At 62.8% G+C, this 22114-nt stretch carries 16 protein-coding genes; 13 read left to right on the forward strand and 3 right to left on the reverse strand.

Annotated features, from left to right (window positions below; genetic code table 11):
* Positions 1–29 precede the first annotated feature (29 nt).
* On the forward strand, positions 30–2135 hold the full coding sequence (locus LRX77_RS04425; RefSeq protein ID WP_231831723.1) for an LPXTG cell wall anchor domain-containing protein: 2106 nt from the start codon (positions 30–32) through the stop codon (positions 2133–2135).
* 41 nt (positions 2136–2176) lie between these two features.
* Here LRX77_RS04425 and LRX77_RS04430 read toward each other — a convergent pair whose 3' ends face one another.
* Positions 2177–3568: an NAD(P)/FAD-dependent oxidoreductase gene (locus LRX77_RS04430; RefSeq protein ID WP_231831724.1), complete on the reverse strand. Its 1392-nt coding sequence runs from the start codon at positions 3566–3568 to the stop codon at positions 2177–2179.
* An 847-nt stretch (positions 3569–4415) separates the two neighbouring features.
* Between LRX77_RS04430 and LRX77_RS04435 the strand changes: the two genes are divergently transcribed.
* Positions 4416–5894, forward strand: a complete 1479-nt coding sequence (locus tag LRX77_RS04435; protein WP_231831725.1) for a peptide MFS transporter — start codon at positions 4416–4418, stop codon at positions 5892–5894.
* Positions 5895–5962: 68 nt separating this feature from the next.
* Here LRX77_RS04435 and LRX77_RS04440 read toward each other — a convergent pair whose 3' ends face one another.
* Entirely contained in the window at positions 5963–6607 is a 645-nt protein-coding gene (locus tag LRX77_RS04440) for a TetR/AcrR family transcriptional regulator (protein WP_231831726.1), read from the reverse strand.
* A gap of 566 nt (positions 6608–7173) precedes the next feature.
* On the opposite strand from LRX77_RS04440, the gene dnaB reads away from it, so the two are divergent.
* The 7 genes from dnaB (at position 7174) to LRX77_RS04475 (ending at position 15877) form a co-directional block, all read left to right on the forward strand.
* On the forward strand, positions 7174–8628 hold the full coding sequence (dnaB, locus tag LRX77_RS04445) for a replicative DNA helicase (RefSeq protein WP_231832003.1): 1455 nt from the start codon (positions 7174–7176) through the stop codon (positions 8626–8628).
* Between the two features lie 277 nt (positions 8629–8905).
* Positions 8906–10738 carry an N-acetylmuramoyl-L-alanine amidase gene (locus LRX77_RS04450; protein ID WP_231831727.1) on the forward strand — a complete coding sequence of 611 codons (1833 nt, stop codon included), beginning with the start codon at positions 8906–8908 and terminating at the stop codon, positions 10736–10738.
* A gap of 58 nt (positions 10739–10796) precedes the next feature.
* Complete coding sequence (locus tag LRX77_RS10490; RefSeq protein ID WP_231831728.1) at positions 10797–12392, forward strand: peptidase C39 family protein; 1596 nt, start codon at positions 10797–10799, stop codon at positions 12390–12392.
* Positions 12393–12438: 46 nt separating this feature from the next.
* Positions 12439–13050 carry an HdeD family acid-resistance protein gene (locus LRX77_RS04460; RefSeq protein WP_231831729.1) on the forward strand — a complete coding sequence of 204 codons (612 nt, stop codon included), beginning with the start codon at positions 12439–12441 and terminating at the stop codon, positions 13048–13050.
* Positions 13047–13508 carry a hypothetical protein gene (locus tag LRX77_RS04465; RefSeq protein ID WP_231831730.1) on the forward strand — a complete coding sequence of 154 codons (462 nt, stop codon included), beginning with the start codon at positions 13047–13049 and terminating at the stop codon, positions 13506–13508. The genes LRX77_RS04460 and LRX77_RS04465 overlap by 4 nt, the downstream gene beginning before the upstream one ends.
* Before the next feature lie 202 nt (positions 13509–13710).
* Positions 13711–15162, forward strand: a complete 1452-nt coding sequence (locus tag LRX77_RS04470) for an aspartate ammonia-lyase (protein WP_231831731.1) — start codon at positions 13711–13713, stop codon at positions 15160–15162.
* Between the two features lie 7 nt (positions 15163–15169).
* Positions 15170–15877, forward strand: a complete 708-nt coding sequence (locus LRX77_RS04475; protein ID WP_231831732.1) for an SDR family NAD(P)-dependent oxidoreductase — start codon at positions 15170–15172, stop codon at positions 15875–15877.
* A gap of 67 nt (positions 15878–15944) precedes the next feature.
* Here LRX77_RS04475 and LRX77_RS04480 read toward each other — a convergent pair whose 3' ends face one another.
* Positions 15945–16976: an extracellular solute-binding protein gene (locus tag LRX77_RS04480; protein WP_231831733.1), complete on the reverse strand. Its 1032-nt coding sequence runs from the start codon at positions 16974–16976 to the stop codon at positions 15945–15947.
* Positions 16977–17334: 358 nt separating this feature from the next.
* On the opposite strand from LRX77_RS04480, the gene LRX77_RS04485 reads away from it, so the two are divergent.
* The 4 genes from LRX77_RS04485 to LRX77_RS04500 all read left to right on the forward strand — a co-directional run bounded on the left by LRX77_RS04485 (position 17335) and on the right by LRX77_RS04500 (position 22110).
* A complete protein-coding gene (locus LRX77_RS04485) occupies positions 17335–18720 on the forward strand; it encodes an NAD-dependent succinate-semialdehyde dehydrogenase (RefSeq protein WP_231831734.1) in 1386 nt (461 codons plus the stop codon).
* 42 nt (positions 18721–18762) lie between these two features.
* On the forward strand, positions 18763–19902 hold the full coding sequence (locus tag LRX77_RS04490; RefSeq protein WP_231831735.1) for a tyramine oxidase subunit B: 1140 nt from the start codon (positions 18763–18765) through the stop codon (positions 19900–19902).
* A 39-nt stretch (positions 19903–19941) separates the two neighbouring features.
* The gene (gene solA / locus LRX77_RS04495) at positions 19942–21117 is read left to right on the forward strand and encodes an N-methyl-L-tryptophan oxidase (RefSeq protein ID WP_231831736.1); all 1176 of its coding nucleotides are present in this window, start codon (positions 19942–19944) and stop codon (positions 21115–21117) included.
* 84 nt (positions 21118–21201) lie between these two features.
* Positions 21202–22110, forward strand: coding sequence for an NAD(P)-dependent oxidoreductase (locus tag LRX77_RS04500; RefSeq protein ID WP_231832004.1), 909 nt, complete (start codon positions 21202–21204; stop codon positions 22108–22110).
* Positions 22111–22114: the final 4 nt, after the last annotated feature.

A 22114-nucleotide genomic window follows, 5' to 3' on the forward strand; every position in this document is an offset into this window, starting at 1 on the left:
TCATGACAGCGAATCAGGAGACTCTCGACATGCAACGCTCACCCGCCCGCCATCGACGAACGCGCCGGGCCGCACGCCTGGGCGCAGTCGGCGCAGCTCTCGCCGTCCTGTTCGGCATGCTGCTGGCCCCGGCCTTCACGGCCTCGGCCGAACCCGCTCTCGACCAGGATTTCACCACGTCGTCGGCGACGCAGCCTCCTGCCGACTGGACGAAGACCGACGTGAACACCGCCGGCATGCGCGACGGCTGGGACGGCTGGACGTTCCACACGCTCGATGAGACGATCCAGAACTGGGGCGCTGGCGGCAACTATGCCGACTTCACCAAGGCTCAGGGGCAGGTCGCCATCGTCGAGTCAGACGGCAACAAGCCGACCAGCGGCACCTTCAGCTCAACACTGTGGAGCCCGGAGTACAGCTTCACCGACGTCGACGCGGTGCAGATCGCGTTCGACAATCAGTACCGCCAGGGGCAGAACCCGCCGGCGCATCTGCTGGTGAGCGTCGACGGCGGCGCTCCGACCGCCCTGGAGGAGTTCGCCGACACGCGTTCGAACGAGACGGTGACAAAGACCGTGAGCCTGACCGCTGGCACGCACAAGGTGAAGTTCGGCTGGGAGTACCTCAAGAGCAGCAACAACTGGTACTGGATGTTCGACAACGTGCAGGTCAAGGGCAGCACCGGGCCGCACTCCGGCACGCAGCTGCCTGACGGTTTCGTGACTGACGCCTTCTACACCCCCGAGACCCCCGCAGGCAGTGACGTGCGCCTGCGCGCTGCAGGGCTGTGGCACGGTGAGACCCCGGCGAAATTCACGAAGGTGGATGGCCCGGACTGGCTCTCGGTCAGCGATGACGGCGTGGTCAGCGGCACCGCGCCGTCTGACGCAGCCGGCGACTACGCCGATGTCACGGTCAGCGCCCCACTCGGCGACAGCACCAGCGAGATCACGGTGACCGTGCCGGTGATCGCCGCTGATGCTCGGCCACAGGTCGTCGCATCGACCTGGAATCTGTGGGATGCCGGCGAGAACGTCGACGACGGGCTGGCAAAAGAGCTGAAGGCAATCGCCGACAACAGCCTCGCGGTCATCGGCGTGCAGGAGGACGACGGGACCGTCGCCACCGAACTCGCCGATGCTCTCGGCTGGTACCACTCGCAGGCGAGCGACGGGCTCGGCATCGTGTCGGCCTGGCCGCTGACTGACGAGGTCGACGCGACGGCGGATGCTCCTGCCGCAGCCGCGACCGCAGACATCGCCGGCACGAAGGTGCGTGTGTGGGTTGCCGGCCTGAGCGACGAGCAGTACGGGCCGTATCGTGCCTGCTTCGACGGGGTGCGAGACGCGGATGCTCTCGTCGCCGCCGAGAAGCAGACCACTCGTTTCGCGCAGGCGCAGGCCGTCGCCGCACGTCTCGCGGATGACGTCAAGGCTGCGAATGAGACACCGCTCATGCTGCTCGGAGATCTGGAGTCGCCATCGGGGCAGGACTGGACCGAGGCGACTGCGGCGCAGCACTGCGGCGTCGGTGCGGTCGACTGGCCGGTGGCGGCGGCGCTGCGCGTGGTGGGAGCCAGCAGCGCACAGCTGACCGACTCGTACCGCGTCGCGCACCCAGACCCGGCGGTTGACCCCGGCGACACCTGGTCGGCATTCGTCACCGAGAACGAAGAGCACGGCGCAGCGGAGCCTCAGGATCGGGTCGACGCCGTCTGGTTCGCGGGAAGTCGCCTGACCGTCGAGGATTCGAGCACCGTCGTCGCCGGCTTTCCCAGCAATGCCGACCCCGCTTCGAACGCCTGGCCGAGCGATCATCGCGCGGTGGCGACGACGTTCTCGATCGGCGAGAAGCCGAGTACGCCGACTGACCCCACAGACCCCACAGACCCCACAGACCCCAAAGACCCCACGGATCCCACAGACCCCAAAGACCCCACGGATCCCACTGATCCCACGGATCCCACTGACCCGGCCGACTCAGCTGATCCGGTGCACGACGAGCAGCCGCAGCAGTCGGGTGACGGCCAGCTCGCGCAGACTGGGGCGCAATCGGGCTGGGCGCTCGGCATCGGCGCCACGGCCACGCTGGTGGGCATGGTCGTGCTCGTCGCGGCGCGCCGCCGGCGCAGCTAGCCTGCGGCCACGTGGCTGATCGGCGCTTCTCGGGGCGCTGATCAGCCCATCCCGGTGATCTTCGCGGCGAGGCGTGCGATGGGCGCGGTGCGCTCGGCGTGCGCCCGTTCCTCTTGGCCGTCGGCGACGCCGAAGAGGCCATACATGCTGGTGATGCCGATCCATCTGGCAGGCTCCGGCTCCCACAGCGGCGGGCGATGCCCGAACCAGGGCAGCCTGCTGTACTGGGAGTCGACCCCGCAGATGCGGTCTGCCAGGGTGTTGGCTGCGACGAACGCGGTGGTCACACCGTGCCCGGCATACCCCCCGGCCGTGCCGATGCCGGTCTGGCGGTCGAGGTCGACGAACGCGCACCAGTCGCGTGTGACGCCGATCACGCCGCACCAGGCGTGGGCAAGAGGGATCTCTCCGGCATCGGGGAAGTACTCGGTCAGACGGCTGTGCAGCAGTTGTACGGTCTTGTCGTCGACCTCTCCCGCCTCGTCTGTGCGTGAGCCGTATCGGTAGGGTTTGCCCCTGCCGCCGATGGCGATGCGCCCGTCAGCGGTGCGCTGCGCATAGGTGAAGACATGGGCGGAGTCGCCGAAGCACTCGTCGTTGTTCCAGCCGATGGTCGACCACTGGGCCTCGCTCAGCGGTTCGGTGATCACGATCGAGGAGTTCACCGGGGCGATGCGTCGTTTCGGCATGCCGTCGATCTGCCCGGTGTAGGCCTCGGTGCACACCAGCACGTATGGCGCCCGCACGTGCTGACCCCGTTCGGTGCGGGCCGTATGCGCGGCGACGGATGCGACACGGGTGTGCTCGTGGATGACGGCTCCGCGGCGCTCTACCAGGCGGGCGAGCCCGGTGACGAGCAGCGCCGGGTCGATGCGGGCGGTCGTCGTGTTGAACATGCCGCCGACGGTGCCGTCGACGCGAATGAGTTCGTCGGCCTCCTCCTTGGAGAGCATGGTGATGTGCTCGGGACGGTACCCCCAGTCGAGGGCACTGCGTTGCGAGGCCTCCTGACGGGCGAGCGCTGCAGGTGTGCGGGCGACGCGCAGGTGGCCGCCCTTGATCTGATGGGCGTCGATGTGCTCGGCATCGAGAATTTCGATGATCTCGTCGACGGCGTCGATCATGGTGCGCTGGAACTCGATCACCGCCGAGCGGCCGGATGCCGCGGCCAGCTTCCCGCGGTTCGCGCTGAGCAGCGCTGAGACCCAGCCGTCGTTGCGACCGGATGCGCCGTGGCCGACGAAATCGCTCTCGAGAATGCGGATGCGCAGTGCGGGGTCGTGGCGCTGCAGCAGGTATGCGGTCCACAGGCCGGTGAACCCGGCTCCGACGATGCAGACGTCACAGTCAAGATTGGCGTCGAGGCGCCGGCGCGCCGGGTGCGTGTCGTCGAGGTCTCGGTCCATCCAGAAGGAGATGTGCCCGTTCTTCATGATCGTTTCACTTTCGACTGGCGGAGCAGAGCCGGTGGCGGGCTCCATGGGAATTCCCACTGTAGATAACTGACTGGCAGATGAAAGCCTGCTGCCACCTGGAGGGGGGAGGAACCAGGTGGCAGCAGGTGTTCTGAATAATACCGTGGTATGAGACTTTGGCAACTGCTGGGGTCTCTGCGGCAGGTATAAATGGCGATGATCCTTGTAAATACAGGCCACAATGAATGTAAAAACTGTATTACCAAAAATATATTCTCTTGAACCTTGGCTGAATCTGGGTTTGACTACTGCTCATGACAGTCCAGCAGGATCCCACGATCATCGCCGGCTCGCGCATCCGTCGACGCAGACAGGCGCTTCACCTGAGCCTCAGTGATGTGGCGACCCAGGCGGGAATCACCGAGCGAGACCTCTCCCAGAGGGCGCCTCGAAGATCAGGCTGAACCCTCGGGGTTTCGACCATCTGGAACTGCTGCTGGGAGGTTTCGACCCCGGCGGCTCGACCGGGCCAGAGACGTGCACACATGGCGATTGAGAAGAGATCCTGCTCGTGATCGAGGGCGAGGTGGACGTCTTCATCGCAGACGAGGAGCACCATCTCTCGGCCCTCGACTCGGTGCACTAGCGCAGCAGTCAACCGCACTGAGTGGTCGAGAGCACCGGCCGTCAGTCGGCGCGTGTGGTCTGGGGCATGTCGCCCCCGACGTACTGACAGGACTTGACACTCCCACCCCCAAGCTCGCCGTGCTCCTGATTCGGAGTCACGGCCTGCGGGCGCCATCCGGGCCCGCACCATCCGCTCGGTTCCCCCACCTCTCCGAGCGTCGAATGTCGAGGAGAACACATGATGACAACTGCCCCGTACGTGCAGACACCACCAGGCGATGCGCCTGAGGCGTCTCGTCGAGATCGCATCCCCAAAGGCATCTGGCAGATGGCCTTCACCGAGCTCTGGGAGCGATTCTCGTTCTACGGGCTGCAGGGGATCCTCTCGTTCTACCTGCTCTACTCGCTCGACAAAGGCGGGCTCGAGGTCGCGCCCGCAGCGGCTGCAGGAATCGTCGGGGCCTACGGAGGCTCGGTCTACCTCGCTCAGCTGCTCGGCGCCTGGGCCGGCGACCGACTGATCTCGCCGAAGCGCATGGTGCTGATCGGCGGCATCGTGATCACCGCAGGACACCTCGCTCTGGCGGCGCTGCCAGGCCTGCTCGGCCTCGGTGTGGGGCTGGTGCTCATCATCGTCGGCACTGGCGCCCTCAAGACCAACATCACCACGATCGTCGGCTACATGCTCGAGGGTGCCGAGACCAGCCGTCGGGATGCCGGCTTCTCATACTTCTACATGGCGATCAACGTCGGTGCAGTCGTCGGTCCGCTCACGACCGGTCTGGCACAGAACCAGCTGGGCTTCCACTACGGCTTCGGACTCGCGGCGATCGGTATGATCGCGGCACTGATCCAGTACATTCCGTCGATGAAGCGTCTGCCGGAGCGCGCCGGCCAGGTGGACAACCCGCTCCCGCGCTCGCGTCGCCTCGCCCCGGTCGTGTGGCTGGTTCTCGGCGTCGGCGTGATCGTCGTCGCCGCGGTGACTGGTCTGCTGCGTGCCGAGAACCTCTCGAGCATCGTGACGATCATCGCGCTTGTCGCAGCGGGTGCCTACTTCACCGTCATGCTCTCCTCGAAACAGGTGACGACCTTCGAGAAGCGGCGAGTCGCAGCCTTCCTGCCGCTGTTCCTGCTCTCAGGAATCTACTTCGGCCTGCTGTTCCAGAAGTTCACGGCCATCTCGATCCTGGTCACCGAGCGCATCGACCTGCACATCGGGTCATGGACGTTCCCGGTTGCCTGGATCACGATGGTCAGCCCGCTCTCCGCGGTGCTGATCACGCCGCTGATCGCCAAACTCTGGCAGCGTCTGGGCACGCGCCAGCCGAAGCCCGCGACGAAGTACGCCATCGGCCTGATCCAGATCGGCTGCGCCTATCTGTATCTGCTGCTCATCTCAAGCGTGACGGGGGATGCGATGATCCCGTTGGCACTGATTCTGCTGTTCATGTGCTTCGCGGGTTCGTCCGAGGTGTTCATCGGCCCGATCGGCCTCGCGCTGGCCACGAAGATCGGACCGAAGTCGTTCGAGGCGCAGATGGTGGGGCTGAATTTCCTCTCCCTGGCCCTCGGCTCTTCGCTCTCCGGTCTGCTCGGTCAGCTCTTCACCGCAATTCCGAACGGGGCCTACTTCACCATCGTGGCCTGCACGGGTCTCGTGCTCGGCGGTGTGCTGATGCTGGTGCGTCGCCCGCTGAACCGCATCATCGAGTAACACCCGGCGTGGCGCGGCGACTGGGCTGCCTGTACGTGAGGGTCGGATCCTTCCGGAGTCGCCGACCCTCACGCTGCTCTTCTGCCGACGAGTGCGGCGGCCAGCCCTACGAAGACGGCTTCAGTACGATCGTCGACTCCGGGAACGGCCTGCGCAGCGAGCGTGCTGCTCAGTGCGGGCCCGCCGGTGAGACTGGTCGCCTCGGCCATGGCGTAGCCGTCGGTCAGCCGCAGCAAGATGTCGACACAGGTCTCAACCGGCATCAGCAGATGGAAGACCCCTTGCTCTGTGCCGCGTTGGATGACCGCCATGAAGGGGCGCCCCCACTCGAAGTACAGTGACTCGAGCAGCGTGCGATGTCTCGGGTTGTTCATCGCAGAGTTCGAGAGTGAGATCCAGATTCGTGCGCGTTGACGAATATCGCCAGACACACGGTACCCGTGCAGCAAGGACACCAGCCCCTGCCAGGGGTCGCCCGCTTCTGGAATGGTCGACCAGATCTCGCTGATCGTCGCGAGAGTGTGTGCTGAGAGCGCTGCGTCGATGAGGTCGTCGCGAGAGCCGAAATAATGCTGCACCGTGCCGATCGACACGTCGGCTGACGCCGCCACGTCTTGGAATCGTGTGTTCTCGATGCCGCGGTCGGCAATTGTCTCGATCGTGTGCCGAAGAATGTCTCTGCGTCGGGCTTCGCCGCGCTGCGTCACAGTCATGCCAACACGTTACCCGAGGGTGGGCGTGTCGTCGGGTCTGCGCCGATGGCCGGAGTGATCGACGGATGCGGCGTTTGCCGGCAGATGGCCGGAATAACGCCGATGCGCCTGTGGATAACTTGGGGATAACGGGTGTGGAATCGAGCGCTAGCGCGCTCGCGGGAGTGTTGTCAAATGCCGGACAACCTTCAATATGAGATTCAGGTGAACTTGCGGTGTCGAGTTTTCCACACGAGAGAACGCCGGAATTCCGGGGAAGTTCCGTCTGTGTGTGGAAGGCTGTGCACAAAAGTCGGAGTTTTCCACATGGTTATGCGCAGGTTGGGGAGAGTTCTCACCAGGTTATCCACAGAAAGATTCCTGTGGATGTGGATAACTCACGGTTCGAGGGGTGCACAATGTGGCCCGAGGTGCATAGAGTGGTGCGGGCTGTCTCTCTGAGAGGTGCGGGGCAGCCGCCCCGACTGCCCACGGTGTGACCGTGCGGCGCTCCGCGCCTGGAGCGATGTCGCAGGGTGCCATCACAATGATGGCGACGGATCGCACGACAGAGGAGGCCACTCATGATGAGCATCGCGAACATCACGGGCGATGCCTCGGGCGGCTCTCGCTCGAAAGACTCCTGGAACGATGACCACCGCGGATCGTCACGCGGCGAGGGTTTCGCCGGCACGCTGTCCGGCGTCGATCGCACGCCGCCCCATGACGATCTGAGCGAGCAGTCGGTGCTGGGCGGCATGCTGCTGAACAAAGACGCTGTGGCGACCGCACTCGAAGAGGTCAAGGCCACCGACTTCTACCAGCCGAAGCACGAGATCATCTTCAATGCGATCTTCGACCTGTATTCAAAGGGTGAACCGACCGACGTCATCGCCGTGACTGACGAGCTGACCAAGACCGGGCAGATCTCGCGCGCCGGGGGCATCGAGTACCTGCATACTCTGACGGCCATTGTGCCGACGGCCGCCAACGCCGGCTACTATGCGCGCATCGTGCAAGAGAAGTCGCTGCTGCGCCGACTGGTCGAGGTGGGCACGCACGTCGCGCAACTCGGGTACAACGCCGAGGGTGAAGTCACCGACCTTGTCAACGAGGCGCAAGCAGAGATCTATGGCGTCGGAGGCAAAGATCAGTCCGAAGACGTCAGCCCGCTGTCGGCGGCGGTCGAGAAGGCCATCGCCGAGATCGAGTCGGCCAAGGGGCGCGACGGCTCGATGACCGGCGTGCCGACGGGCTTCGTCGACCTTGACAAACTGACCAACGGCCTGCACGTCGGCCAGCTGATCATCGTGGCTGCCCGACCGGGTCTCGGAAAGTCGACACTGGCGCTCGACTTCGCCCGTTCGGCCGCGATCGCGCACAACATGCCCACCGCGTTCTTCTCTCTCGAGATGGGGCAGACCGAGATCGCGATGCGCCTGCTCTCGGCCGAGGCCGGGGTCGAGCTGCAGAAGCTCCGCAAGGGCATGCTCGACGGGCAAGACTGGACGACAATCGCGTCGACGCATGGGCGCATCAATGATGCGCCGCTCTATCTGGACGATTCGCCGAACCTGACTCTGGTCGAGATTCGTGCGAAGTGCCGTCGCCTCAAGCAGCAGATCGGTCTGAAGCTCGTCGTCATCGACTATCTGCAGCTGATGACGAGCGGCAAGAAGGTGGAGTCGCGTCAGCAGGAGGTCAGCGAGTTCTCTCGTGCGCTCAAACTGCTGTCGAAAGAGCTGAACGTGCCGGTCGTCGCGCTGTCGCAGCTGAACCGTGGCCCCGAGCAGAGGCAAGACAAGCGGCCTGCTCTGAGCGATCTGCGAGAGTCGGGCTCGATTGAGCAGGATGCCGACATGGTGATTCTGCTGCACCGCGAGTCGAGCTACGAACCGGGGGCGGTCTCGGGACTGGGCGAGGCCGAGATGATCGTGGCCAAGCACCGTAACGGCCCGACGGCCAATCTGCGTGTGGCCTTCCAGGGGCATCTGTCGCGCTTCGCGAACATGGCGTACAGCGACGTCGAAGAGCCGGTCTGAACGGGCGGTGCATTTGCTGCACTATATGTTTTTTGCCGGATAATATCCGACAAATATGCAATATTGCAGCAAGGTAAACGATTGTTGCGAAGTGGTGAATGCACGGTGCCTCCACGGTCCACGCTCCTAGAGTGACTCTTGTCCCCCGGAGCTGACAGCCTGCCCAAAGGTCACTGTCAGCTCAGTCACATGTGCGTAGTGTCGCGCTTTCGTGAAAGAGTCCCACATGCCCATCTCCCGACGTCACTTTCTTCTTGCTCTGAGTTCGGCTGCTGCCGTGAGCACACTGAACGCCTCGCGGCCACCGGCCGCCGTCGCCGCAGAGGTCTCCGCCGGCCTCGAAGCGGCGGCCGCAGATCATCAGGTGCCGATATCCGTCATCGCCGCCTTCTGTGTACTCAACCACGATGGCTCGAACTCCCAATCGGGCCTTCCGACGACCCTGGTCGACGGATCCGCTGCGCGTCAGGCGAGAGACGCAGCGTACGGCGGCAGCGCGCCGGCACCTGTCGACCAGCTGGGTGAAGCCGTTCGGCTCTCCGGCCGACCTGCACAAGAGGTCGTGAGCGATCCGGCTGCCAACCTCCAGGCGGCTGCAGCGCTGCTCGCCGACGCTCAGCGGCAGTCCGGTGGAAGCCTGGGGCAGGACACCGACCCCGCCGACTGGATCGCGGCGGCGACCCTGGTGAGCGGCCGCCCGTCTCTCGACGCTCAGACTTCGTTCGCTGACGGTCTTCGTGAGCGTCTGGAGCAGGGCACGACGCTGAAGGTCGGCCATGACGTCGTGCGCCAGCCGGGTCGGTCAGTCGACCGAACCGGGAGCGACAGGGCGCTGCGCCGCCGCCGCGACCGGTGGCATCACGCAGTGCCGTCGTCATCGCCCGTCGACGCGCCGCGCGACCTCGGCGTGGAGTGGGTCGAGGCGCCATACCTGCAGACGGGCGCCGGCGCCGGAGACTACGGCAACCATGATCTCGGCGACCGGCCGCGCAGCCCCTCGCTCGACATGGTCGTCATCCATGACACCGAGTGCTCATACGATCAGGCGATGAACCTTGTACAGGATCCGAACTACTTGGCGTGGAACTACACCGTTCGCTCCTCAGACGGCAAGATCGCACAGCACCTGCGCACGAAAGACATCGGCTGGCACGCTGGCAACTGGTACGTCAACACGCACGCCGTCGGTGTGGAACACGAGGGCTACGCGATCAGCGGCACCGAGTGGTACACCGACGCCATGTACCGCAAGTCGGCTCGCCTTGTCGCGTACTTGTGCGAGAAATACCGTATCCCGCTAGATCGTGGGCACATCCTCGGACACGACCAGGTGCCCGCTCTCAAGTCAGAAGGCATTCGTGGCATGCACTGGGATCCGGGACCGTTCTGGGATTGGGAGCGCTACTTCCGCCTGCTGGGCAGGCCTCTCGACCGAGGGACGACGCCGGCAGGACGTCGTCTGCGCCCGGGCAGCACCGTTCGGATCCTGCCGGGATTCGCCGAGAACCTGCAGGTGATCACCGGCAGTTCCGCGCAGGGCACCCTCGACGGCTCGCCGACCTCGTGCAACTTCGTGCCGCTGCGCACCGCGCCCGACGACAACGCCCCGCTGCTCGTCGACGTCGGACAGCATCCGAATGACACCCCGACCACCGACGTCGCCGATGTCGGCGCTCGTGCATCGGCGGGCACGGACTACGTCGTCGCCGACGTACGCGACGACTGGATCGCCGTCTGGTACCTCGGTGCTCGCGGCTGGCTGCGCAACTCGGCCCAGCGGCCCGTCGTGCGGGTCGTGTCGCGGCCGACGGTCGCTGAGATTAGGCATGACGACACGGCGGTCTTCGGCGCCGCCTACCCAGAGGCCCAGGCCTTCGCGAATGCGGCGGATGTGGTCGAGGCCCCGCCTCTTGTCTACCGGCTCGGGCGAGGCCAGCGCTATGTGGTCGTCGGCGACCGACCGGCGACCGACTACTACCGCGCGCAGACCTTCGATCCTGACACCCCCGGCGATCATGTCGACATCGTGGGGCGCACCCAATACCTCTTGGTGTATCTCGGGCACAGACTCGCCTTCATCAAGGGGGATGACGTGAGGCTGCACCGCTAGGTCTTGAGCCGAGGCAAGACCGCCGTCATCCCACAGCAAGCGTGGAAGGAAGAGATTCGTGAACAGACAGACACTTCGTGCGGCGCTTTCCACCCTGACCGCGATCGGGGCCGTGCTCATGATCGGGGTGCCCACCGCGACAGCCGATGAGCTGCCGCAGAGTGAAGCCCAACCGAGGACTGCCGACTTTCAGGCCTGGGACTCGGCAGCAGACTTCAGCCTCGGAGAGGGGACGGGAGTCGAGATCGACCGAGACGAGACGCTGAGTCTGACGTCAATGCCCGAGGGGCGTACATCGTATGCCGACCCCTTCGCAGATCAGCGTGCCGCTGTCGAGTATGAGACGGGCACATGGACGTCACCAGTGCACGACATCGGCTTCGAGGCCTCAGACGCCATCGTCTCGTGGAACGCGGCGACTCCGACCGGCACCTGGGTGCAGAGCGAGATGCGCGGCCGGCATGCCGACGGAACATGGACCGAGTGGTTCGTGATGGGGCGTTGGGCGAGCGGCATGGACTTCGCCGCCGGCGACATCCACCGCACCTCGGTGGACGGGCAGTCGAACGCCGACGGAGACGTCTACACGGACACGTTCTCAGCTGCCGATGGCAAACCGATCGTGAGCGACCAGGCGAGGGTGACCCTGCTGCGGCCGGTTGGGGCGCTCGCCGACGTGTCTGTCTCGCTGGTCAGTGTCGTCGCCTCTCGTCTTGGAGCGACAACCACGAAGCCGAGCACGACGAGTATGACCAAAGACATGACGCTCGACGTGCCGCAGCTGTCACAAGAGATCCACCGTGGCGAGTACCCGGAATTCGACAACGGCGGCGAAGCCTGGTGCTCACCGACTTCTTCGAGCATGGTGCTCGGGTACTGGAAGATGGGACCGAAGTCGGCAAATCTTCAGAGCGTCATAGCTCCGAATGGCGACCCCCAGGTCGACTGGGCGGCGATGCACACCTATGACTTCGCATACGAAGGGGCCGGGAACTGGCCCTTCAATTCGGCGTACTCCGCGTCGTTCGGGCTGAAGAGCTTCGTGACCAGGATGCAAAACCTGGCCGAAGCCGAGACGTACATCGCCGCTGGCATTCCTCTCGTGGCATCGGTGGCATTTACACGCGCCGAACTGCCCCAGGCTGGGTACTCGACGAACGGGCACCTGCTCGTCATCGTCGGATTCACCGCTGCGGGCGATGTCATCGTGAACGACCCGTACTCGCCGACCAATGAGGAGGTGCGCCGAATCTACCCCCGTGCGAACTTCGAGCAGGTCTGGCTGAACGGCTCGAACGGCACCGCCTACATCACGCTGCCGCAAGGCCATCCGCTGCCCGGAGAGGCGTCGCCTGTATCGCCCGTGGCGCCCACGGGCTCTACGCCTGCGAATCCGGAGCCGACTCCGACCGACAAGACGAGTCTCGCCACTCAGCCGACTCCCACGTCACCCGTGAGTACGGACGATCAGCAGGGGATTTCGAGCTCGTCTGGCGGGGGCGGCAGACCGAAACAGCAGCTTGCGCAGACCGGATCTGCCATGGCAGCTTGGCATGTCGTCGCAGCTGCCGCTTCAGGAGCCGCCCTGATTGGGCTCTTCACCGTCATGGTTGGTCGTCGTGGAAACGCGCGTCGGTGCGCTCGCAGCATGTGAGGCGATGGCGCTGGTTGAAAGGCAGCTCGACTAGACTCAAGTCGATATGAATGAGACCACTGTGAGTGATGAAGAACGTGTGCTCACCACGACTGTGACGCCCAACGCCTGGTGGTGGGTGCTCGCACGCGGTGTCGCCAGCGCAGCCATGGGTGTGATCATCACGCTGAGCCTGAACCACACAGATCAGTTCACCACGATGATCTTTGCTGTGTGGGGCGTCGTCGTCGGCGCCACGATGGTCGGATTCGCCGCCACCGGTCTGACCGAGACGATGTCTCGCTTCTATGTCGGAGTGCTCGCCGGCGTCACCGTTCTCGCCGGAGTGCTGGCACCGTTCTGGCAGGGCATGACCGACCAGCCGATCACTGTGCTGATCGCCGTGTGGGCGATCGTCGCAGGTCTGGTGGAGCTCATCCTCGGGCTGCGTCTCTCAGCGGGCTCAGACATGCGGGCTGATCACATCATCGCCGGCTCTCTCACCGTGCTCTTCGCCGTCGCCGAGTACTTCAGCGGTGCCGGGCTCTGGGGAGCGGGCCTGTTCGGCTTCTACACCGCCCTCATCGGAGTGCAGCTCATTCTGGCCGGTGTGGGGCTGCGCGGCGCAGGGCGCCAAGTCGGTCCTGCACAGTCCCAGACGAAGCGGAACCACGCATGAGCGAAGAATCCTCAGCGCCGTCGAACGGCGAGAACGGAACGTCCGCACCCAAGCCTCAGCAGCGTCCGCCGCTGCAGGCCCGTGCGAAACCCTACGAGATCGTGAGCCTTGCGGGCGTCTTCAGCGTCTTCGCCGCCGCCGTCGTCATGATCGGTACGCGCTCGGTCACGCTGACGGCGACCGCCTTCGGCATCGCGTTCATCGTGGTGCTGGTGGTGTTCGCCACGCTGGCGCTCACGGTGAAGCCAGATCAGAGTGAAAAGCAGGAGATCGAGCGAGAGCAGCGCCAGCGCGAGATCGATGAGGCCATTCGGCAGCAGGCCGCGCGCATCGAGGCGCAGACGGCTCGGGTCAAAGAGCTCAACGACCAGCTTGAGGCGCAGCGGCCAGACAGTCGTGCACCGCACACAGCCGAGACGTCAGACGACGAGCGCCGAACCAGAGACTCCGACCGCTGATCGGCTGCCTGCCACACGTCTGCCACAGCGAGCCGACTCGAACAAGCGCCGCTGTGGCTCTTCGATATCCAGACTGGACAACTTCTCGCAACACGGCTGACACATCGGCGCTTCTAGACTGAACGGCATGCGTCCGGCAGACGAGGGCCGGCTGCCCAGGTCATGCGACCGATTACGTTCCCACAAGGAGAAAACACCGCGCATGAGCAAGATCATGGATGCCCACACCGATACCGCGACCGCCGAATCTCGGCGGCAGGAGAGCGACCTGCTCGGCACGCTGGATATCGACAATTCGCACTACTACGGCATCAACACCGAACGGGCGCTGCAGAACTTTCCGATCACGCACAAGCCGGTCGGCAGCTACCCGGAGTTCGTGAACGCTCTGGCTGTGCTGAAGCAGGCGGCGGCCTCGGTCAATGCGCATCTCGGGCTGATCAAGCCGAACACGTCGAAGGCGATCGTCGATGCGTGCGAGCGCATCCGCTCCGGTGAGCTGCATGACGAGTTCGCCGTCGGCATGATTCAGGGCGGCGCCGGCACCTCGACCAATATGAATGCCAATGAGGTCGTGGCGAACGCGGCCCTCGAAGAGATCGGCGAGCAGAAGGGGCGCTATGACCTGATCGACCCGCACAACGACGTCAACTGCTGCCAGTCGACCAACGACGTCTACCCCAGTGCGATCAAGATCGCCCTGCTGCTGATGCTCGACGAGCTGAGCGAGGCGCTCGCATACACGGCCGACGCCTTCGCCGTGAAAGAGAGCGAGTTCGCGCATGTGCTGAAGCTCGGGCGCACCCAGCTGCAGGATGCCGTGCCGATGACGCTCGGTCAGGAGTTCGGCACCTACGCCGAGATGATCCGCGCAGACATCAAGGTGCTGGCTGCCGCTCGCGCGCTGCTCAAAGAGCTGAACATCGGCGGCACCGCCATCGGCACCGGCATCAACACGCCACCGGAGTATGCCCCGGCGATGATCGTCGAGCTGAACCGACTGACCGGGCTGGGCCTTTTGGGCGCCGGCAACCTTGTCGAGGCAACGCAGGACGTCGGCGGCTTCGTGCAGCTCTCGGGTGTGCTCAAACGCATCGCGGTGAAGATCTCGAAGGTCTGCAACGATCTGCGGCTGCTCTCGAGCGGCCCGCGCTCGGGCCTGGGTGAGATCAACCTGCCTCCGGTGCAGGCTGGTTCGTCGATCATGCCGGGCAAGGTTAACCCGGTGATCCCCGAGGTGGTCAACCAGGTCGCGTACGAGATCATCGGTCACGATGTGACCATCTCGCTCGCAGCCGAGGGCGGGCAGCTGCAGCTGAATGCCTTCGAACCGATCATCGCGCACTCGCTCTTCGAAGAGATCCGGCATCTCGAGCGTGCACTGTGCACGCTCACCGATCGGTGCATCGTCGGCATCACCGCCAATACTGAGCACCTGCGCGAGCAGGTCTGGAACTCGGTGTCGATCGTGACTGCTCTGTCTCCAGTGCTCGGGTATCAGACCGCGACCCGCGTGGCGCAGGATGCGCTGGCGCAGAACCGCAGCATCCCCGATATCGTGCGCGAAGAGGGCCTCATGAGCGACGAGCAGCTGGAGGCCGCTCTGCTGCCCGAACACCTGATCCACCCGTGGATTCCTGTGGTCGAGGACTGACACGGTCATGCCATCGCAGACCCCGCGGCTGGCCATGATCTCGGGCGCGACACGCGGCATTGGCGCTGCAGTCGCTCGAGAACTGTATGACGCCGGTTGGCAACTGTCTTTGGGCGTGCGAGACCTCAGCGGCGTGGATACGGAACTAGCGAGTTCAAAGCGCGTGTTGGTGACCTGGTATGACGCCTGTGACACTGCTGCAGCCGGGTGCTGGCATGAAGAGACATTGCGTTGGGCCGGTCACGTGGATGCGCTGATTCACTGTGCAGGCGTTAACAGCTCTCAGCCGTTCCAGACAGCTCAGCCTGATGAAATCGAACGGGTGTGGCGGGTGAACACACTCGCCCCCACGATGCTAGCGCAGGCCGTGCTGCCCAGCCTGCGCGCATCGCACCGCGGCCGAGTGCTCTTGCTGGCATCCATGTCAGGGAAACGCGTGCGTAACGACAAAGTCGCGTACAGCGAGAGCAAGTCCGGTGTGGTTGCTCTCGCGCACACTCTTCGTCAAGAGGCCTGGGACGATGGCGTGCGAGTATGTGTGGTGTGCCCGAGTTTCGTGCGCACTGATATGACGGCTCATGCCACGAAGATTGCCCCTAAAGAGATGACACAGCCGGTCACTCTCGCCCATTTGATGCGTACGATCGTCGATCTCCCGAACGAGGCGTCAGTTGCCGAGTTGCTGGTTAACTGCCGCTTGGAAGATATGCTCTGATAACACCGCGCGGGGTCAAGACCCCAGCCGCGACCCCGCCCGGTGTTGACACGTTGCTACAGAGCAATCAGCTGAGCATCCACGAGTTGTAGCGTTCAGCGATCGCCTTGTAGTTCTCAGTCCACCAGTCGTCGTCAACTTTTACCTGACCCTCGATGTAGCTCGTGGGACGGTTGGGGTTCGCTTCGAGATCAGGTGATTCCAGTGCCTCGGTGGTCGTCGGCCCGAACACGATGTGGTTCGACCACTGCACCTGCTTTGCCGGGTCGGTGATGCAGTTTATGAACTGCTGTGCCAGCTCGGCGTGGGGAGCACCCTTTGGAATGACCCAGTAGTCATCGGTCTGGATCCACTCACTCTTGACGACCTTAAGTGGTGCACCGTCATTTTTGACTGCGTCATCGGCACGGTTGACCCAGACTAGCCCTGCCACTGCTTCTCCGCTGGAGAGCTTCGACTGGGAGTCAGCACCGGTTTCCCAGAACACGAGGTCATCCTTTATGGTGTCGAGTTTGGCGAATGCTCGGTCGAGTGTTTCATCTAGGGGCATGGTGTAGATCTGATCCTTCGGCACGCCATCAGCGATGAGCGCAGCCTCGATTAGCCCGGCGAACAGACTTTTGGGAACGGCACGCTTGCCAGGGAACCGCTCAGTGTCGAAAAAGGCCGAGAAGTCATCGAAACCGGTGGGGAATAACTCGGAGTTGTAGGCGACAGCTGTGGCCTGAATGTCTGAACCCACACGGTAGTCCTGCGCGTAGTCGTCGGAGAAGCGGTCGCGATTGATTACTGAGTAGTCAATTGGTTCGAGCTCGTTGGGACTGGCCCCGAAGTCGTTCTGCACGTTCATGAGATCCCAAGGCACATTGCCTGACTCGATCGCGGTGCGAATCTTGGAGTAATCGATGGGGTTGTCGACCTCTACCGTTACGCCCAGGTCTTGTGCACATGGCTCATAGAGATAGGTATTGTTCGTCGGTGTGTAGCCGGTGCCAGTGGTCGCACTCCAGTCGTAAATGGTTATAGTTTTCGAGTCATCGGAGGAATCGGCGCAACCCACGAGTGTGAATGCAGCCGCGGTTGCCGCGGCGACTGCCATTCCCTGGGCTATACGCGAGTGCTTCAGGGCACGGGACTTTTTGGCGGTGGATCTCAGACTCATCGCGGCTCTTCTTTCTTTCGTCGTTGCTGGTGGTGAGACGGCGGCGCGGTAGCTTCGCTTGTGGAAGACCCTAAGGATCTTGTGAGACAGCTGTGTTTCATAGGCATTAACGTTGTCGCACTGAGTCTTAATCTGCACCAGGTGTTTGCCGTGTTTAGTAGACCTCCGAGCAATGGCTGTCGCAGTGGGCGACTGGACGTTCGGCTCCTGTGCGTGTGGGATGGAAACCGATGTGAAATGTCAATGAAACACACGCTGCCTAGTGTCAACCAGATAAGGCGAACGGAGTAGAGAAGTGGCGTATACAGCGATCAACCCCTATACCGAGCAGGTCGAGCAAGAGTTCCCGAACGCGACCGATGCGCAGGTCGATTCGGCACTGGATACTGCTCATCAGGCCTTTCTGAACTGGCGCGAGACAGATCATGCGCAGCGTGCAAGGCTGCTGGGCGCCATTGCCGACTTGCTGGAACGAGATCGTGAGACGTACGCACCTGTGCTGACCGCTGACATGGGCAAAACACTGGTTGAGGCTCGTGCCGAAGTGGACAATTGCGTGCGCATTCTGCGCTGGTACGCGAAGCACGCTTCAGCAGCGCTCGCGCCTCAAGTGCGACCTTCACAGAATTACAAGGGCGGGCAGTATCAAGTGGTTCCCACGCCGGTAGGAATCATCTACATCGTCGAGCCTTGGAACTTTCCGTACTATCAGATCGCTCGCGTGCTCGCGCCGCAGCTTGCTGCGGGCAATACCGTGATTCTCAAGCATGCCTCAAACGTGCCTCGTGCCGCAGCCGCGTGGCAGAAGCTCATGGGGGAGGCTGGTGCGCCAGACGGTCTGTTCACGAACGTCTTCGCCACTCATGCGCAGAGCGCGCGCATCATCGCCGATGAGCGCGTACGCGGTGTTGCCTTGACCGGCAGTGAGCAGGCTGGAGCGATCATCGCCGGTCAGGCTGCCGCAGCGCTCAAGAAGAGCACTATGGAGCTCGGCGGAGCGGATGCCCTCATCGTTCTCGATGATGCCAATGTCGATCTCGCCGCAAAATGGGCGGCGAACGGGCGTCACCGAAATGCGGGGCAGGTGTGCGTGTCGTCGAAGCGCATGATTGTTGTCGACGCTGTCTATGACCGTTTCGTCTCGGCGTACCGCAAGAACGTTGCCGCACTGGTCGCAGGTGATCCCCGTGATGAGACCACGACCCTCGCGCCGCTGAGTTCACAGGCTGCACGCGACGAGCTGCTCGCACAGGTGGCCCGGGCCGGTGCCGCTGGTGCAACCGTCGAGACCGTTGACGTGGCGCTTCCAGACTCCGGCTGGTTTTTCACGCCGGTAATCCTGACTGATATTACTCCTGACAACCCCGCCTACACCGAAGAGTTCTTCGGTCCGGTCACGCAACTCTATTGCGTCGCCGATGAGAATGAAGCCGTTGCTGTGGCGAACTCGAGCCCGTATGGGCTGGGCGGTTCTGTCTTCGGTGCCGATGAGCAGCGGGCCCTGGCTGTCGGCGGGCGGCTCGACACGGGCATGGTGTCGATCAACCGGCCATCGCTGGGCGGGGCTGACGTACCATTTGGCGGAACGAAGCGATCTGGGTACGGCCGTGAGCTGACTGAGCTGGGGCTGTTGGAGTTCGTCAACCTCAAAGTCATCGGTCTTGGTGATATCAATGCCTGACCTCATGACGACCGCCACCATTGCACCCTCAAGGAGATTCTTGTGACTTCATCAACCGCTCTCGATGTGTTGTACCTCAGCGAGCCAGACATGATCGCAGCCGGTGTCAAGGATATGCCTAAATGCATCGATGCCATGTCAGAAGTTTTGACGCTGCTGCACGATGGCGATTACCGGATGGGTGGAAGCGACCATAACTCGCATGGGATGATGATCACTTTCCCCGATGCCTCGCCGTTCCCGAACATGCCTGTGAACGCCCCTGATCGACGGTTTATGGCGATGCCGGCATATATCGGCGGCGGCTTCGATGCCGCGGGCGTCAAATGGTATGGGTCGAACACCAAGAACCGTGAACAGGGGCTTCCCAGATCCATCCACGTTGTCGTGCTGAACGACAAGGAGACCGGAGCACCCAAGGCGATTATGGCGGGTAACTTGGTCAGTGCCTACCGCACTGGCGCGGTGCCAGGCGTCGGTGCGCGCCACCTGGCCAGAGAAGATGCCCACGTGCTGGGCATCATCGGCCCCGGAGTGATGAACCGCACTGCGCTGGAGTCGTTTCTCAGCGTTCGACCGGGCATCGACACGCTGCAAATCTTTGGTCGCCGTACCGTCACCTCAGAAGCATTCGCCGACTACGCTCGCGAGCACTTTCCTGGGATCAAGAACATCGTCATCGCAGACTCGATCGAGCAGGCGGTGCGTGGTGCCGATATCGTGAGCTCCGCCACCACAGGTGCACGCGGCTCGCAGAACTATCCTTTTATCGATGAGTCTTGGATCAAACCCGGTGCCTTGCTCAGCGTGCCTGCGAATCTCCAGCTTGACCCTGAATTCTTGATGAATCGTGCGACTAAGATCGTCGACTATCTTGGGCTCTACGAATCTTGGGCAAACGAGTATGACGTGCCCGCTCTGCACGAGTTCATCGGCATCATTGGCACGGAGTTTATCGACCTGGTAAAGGAAGGTCACATCAGCCAAGACGAAGTCACGAACCTCGGAGCCATTATCAAGGGCGAGCATCCGGGGCGCACGAGTGATGACGAGATCATCGTTCTGAGCATTGGCGGTATGCCGGTTGAAGACATGGCGTGGGGTACCGAGGTCTATCGCAATGCAGTACGCCAAAGCATTGGCACCCGGTTGCCCTTCTGGGATCAGCCAGATCTCGCGTAGCAGCTGAACATGATGGGTGAAGAGACAGAGGAGCACAAGGTGGATACCCGCAAGCAGACAGAGTCGAACCATATCGAGGCGGATGTCGCGGTCGTCGGACTGGGCACAATGGGGGCGATGGCTCTGTGGCGTATTGCACGCAGGTCTGCTCGTTCCGTTGTCGGCATTGAACAGTACGGGTTGGTGCACAGCCATGGATCGTTTACTGGTGAGTCTCGAGTGTTCCGGACGGCCTATCATGAGGGAACCCGTTATGTGCCCACACTGCTGAGGTCGCGAGAGCTTTGGCATGAACTTGAGAAGGACAGCGGTCGTCAGCTGCTGCTGCAGGTTGGCACACTGACTGTGGGATATGCCGAAGACGCCGCGGTGCAGAACGTGATCGACAGCGTGCGTGAGTACGACCTGCCGCATGAAGTCCTCGACCCTGCTCAGTTGCGCGAGCGTTACCCGCAGCACGCAGTAAAGAACGGGAACATCGGAGTTCTTGACGTCTTTGGTGGTGGTATGCGCCCCGAATTGAGCGTGCTCAGTGCACTGGAACAGGCTCAGCGCTTCGGCGCCCAAGTGCTGGCCAACGAAAAAGTACTCGACATCTCGGTCGATGGCCCTGAACGCGTTACCATCACCACTGATCGTCGCACGATTCGTGCCCGTCAGGCCGTTGTGGCACAAGGCTCTTGGGCCAAGCGGCTGTCACCCGAGCTGTCCCGAATCCTCTCTGTGCAACCGTTGCCTTTGACGTGGTTCATGCCGCATCATCTCGAGCTGTTCACCCCCGATCGCTTTCCAGCCTTTATTCGAGATGAGGGCGGCGTGCACTTCTTCGGTGCGCCGTCGCTCGACGGTTATAGCCTGAAAGTCACTCCACGCCATTTCCACGACCCAGTGGCTGATGTCAGCGAGGTTCCTGCCGTGATTACGCCCGAGAAGCTCAGCGAGATTGGGCTCTTAGCCCAGTCATTCTTCCCCGATCTGAACCCAGAGCCCGTGCACTCCAGCGTGCACCATGACGCCTTCACCATTAACAAGGTGCCGGTGGTCGACGTCGATTCGACGGGGACCGTACTTACACTGACCGGATTCTCTGGACATGGCTTCAAACTCGCCCCGGCCGTCGGTGAAATGGCTGAGCAATTCGTATTCGGTGATGAGATTACTTTCGCAGCAGCCGATTACGACATCCCTGCACATCTGGCAGCATTAGGGCAGTGACTGAGCGATCGGTGTTGTTCCACTGGTCAAAGGAGCATTGACGACAGGAGCACTAAGTTGATAGAGAGACCCATCGTGGCCTTGATGACGAGGCTGCCGCTTGCTCATCAACGCGATATCCTGCAAGAAACTCTTGGGGCGGGCTACCGCGTGGTTATGGGGCCGAACGATTTGAACGACCCTGCAGCTGTGGCCATGGTGGCTGAGACCGATCTGTCATTTGGCAGGAACACCATACTGGCGCCGCCCAACCTCAAAGTCATCATCACGCCTTCGGTGGGAACCGACCATGTTGACCTCGCCACAGCGAAGCAGCGTGGGGTACAGGTGGTCAATACTCCTGGGCACAATCGTCGTGAGGCGGCAGACCACACGCTTGCGCTCATCCTCAACGTGATTCGCGATCTTCGGCAGGCCGATCGAGTTGCCCGCACCGGCGAGTGGAACGTGCTGGAGACCCGCCCGAGGCTCATTCGCGGCAGACGGCTCGGATTGATCGGTTTTGGGGATGTCGCTCAGCTCGTCGCCATGGATGCGCTCGCATTAGGGATGGATGTGTTGGTCCATGAGATCAAAGGTCTGACTCCGGCGGCCGAGGCTGCGGGTGCCAGGCAGGCGCCCGACCTGATGACGCTGCTGTCGAGTGTGGATATTGTGTCGCTGCACATCCCGCTGACTCCTGCGACGAGAGGGCTCATCGGGGCTCAGCAGCTTCGCATGATGAAACCTGGCAGCGCCATCATCAATACGGCTCGAGGCGCGATCATCGATCAGAAGGCACTCGCTCGAGCGATTGATGAAGGCCACATTCTGCATGCGGCCCTCGATGTACTTGAGACCGAGCCCCCTGCAGCAGATGACCCGTTACTGAGCATGGGGCGTGTGCTGCTCACTCCGCACATGGGGTGGTACTCAGACCGCTCAGCGACTGAACTGTATCGCGATGTCGGGGGTCGGCTGCGAACTCTGCTTGATCAGATACTGCAAGAATGATTCG

It is taken from the genome of Pseudoclavibacter sp. 13-3 (assembly GCF_021168475.1).
In the GTDB taxonomy this organism is placed as follows: domain Bacteria; phylum Actinomycetota; class Actinomycetes; order Actinomycetales; family Microbacteriaceae; genus Pseudoclavibacter_A.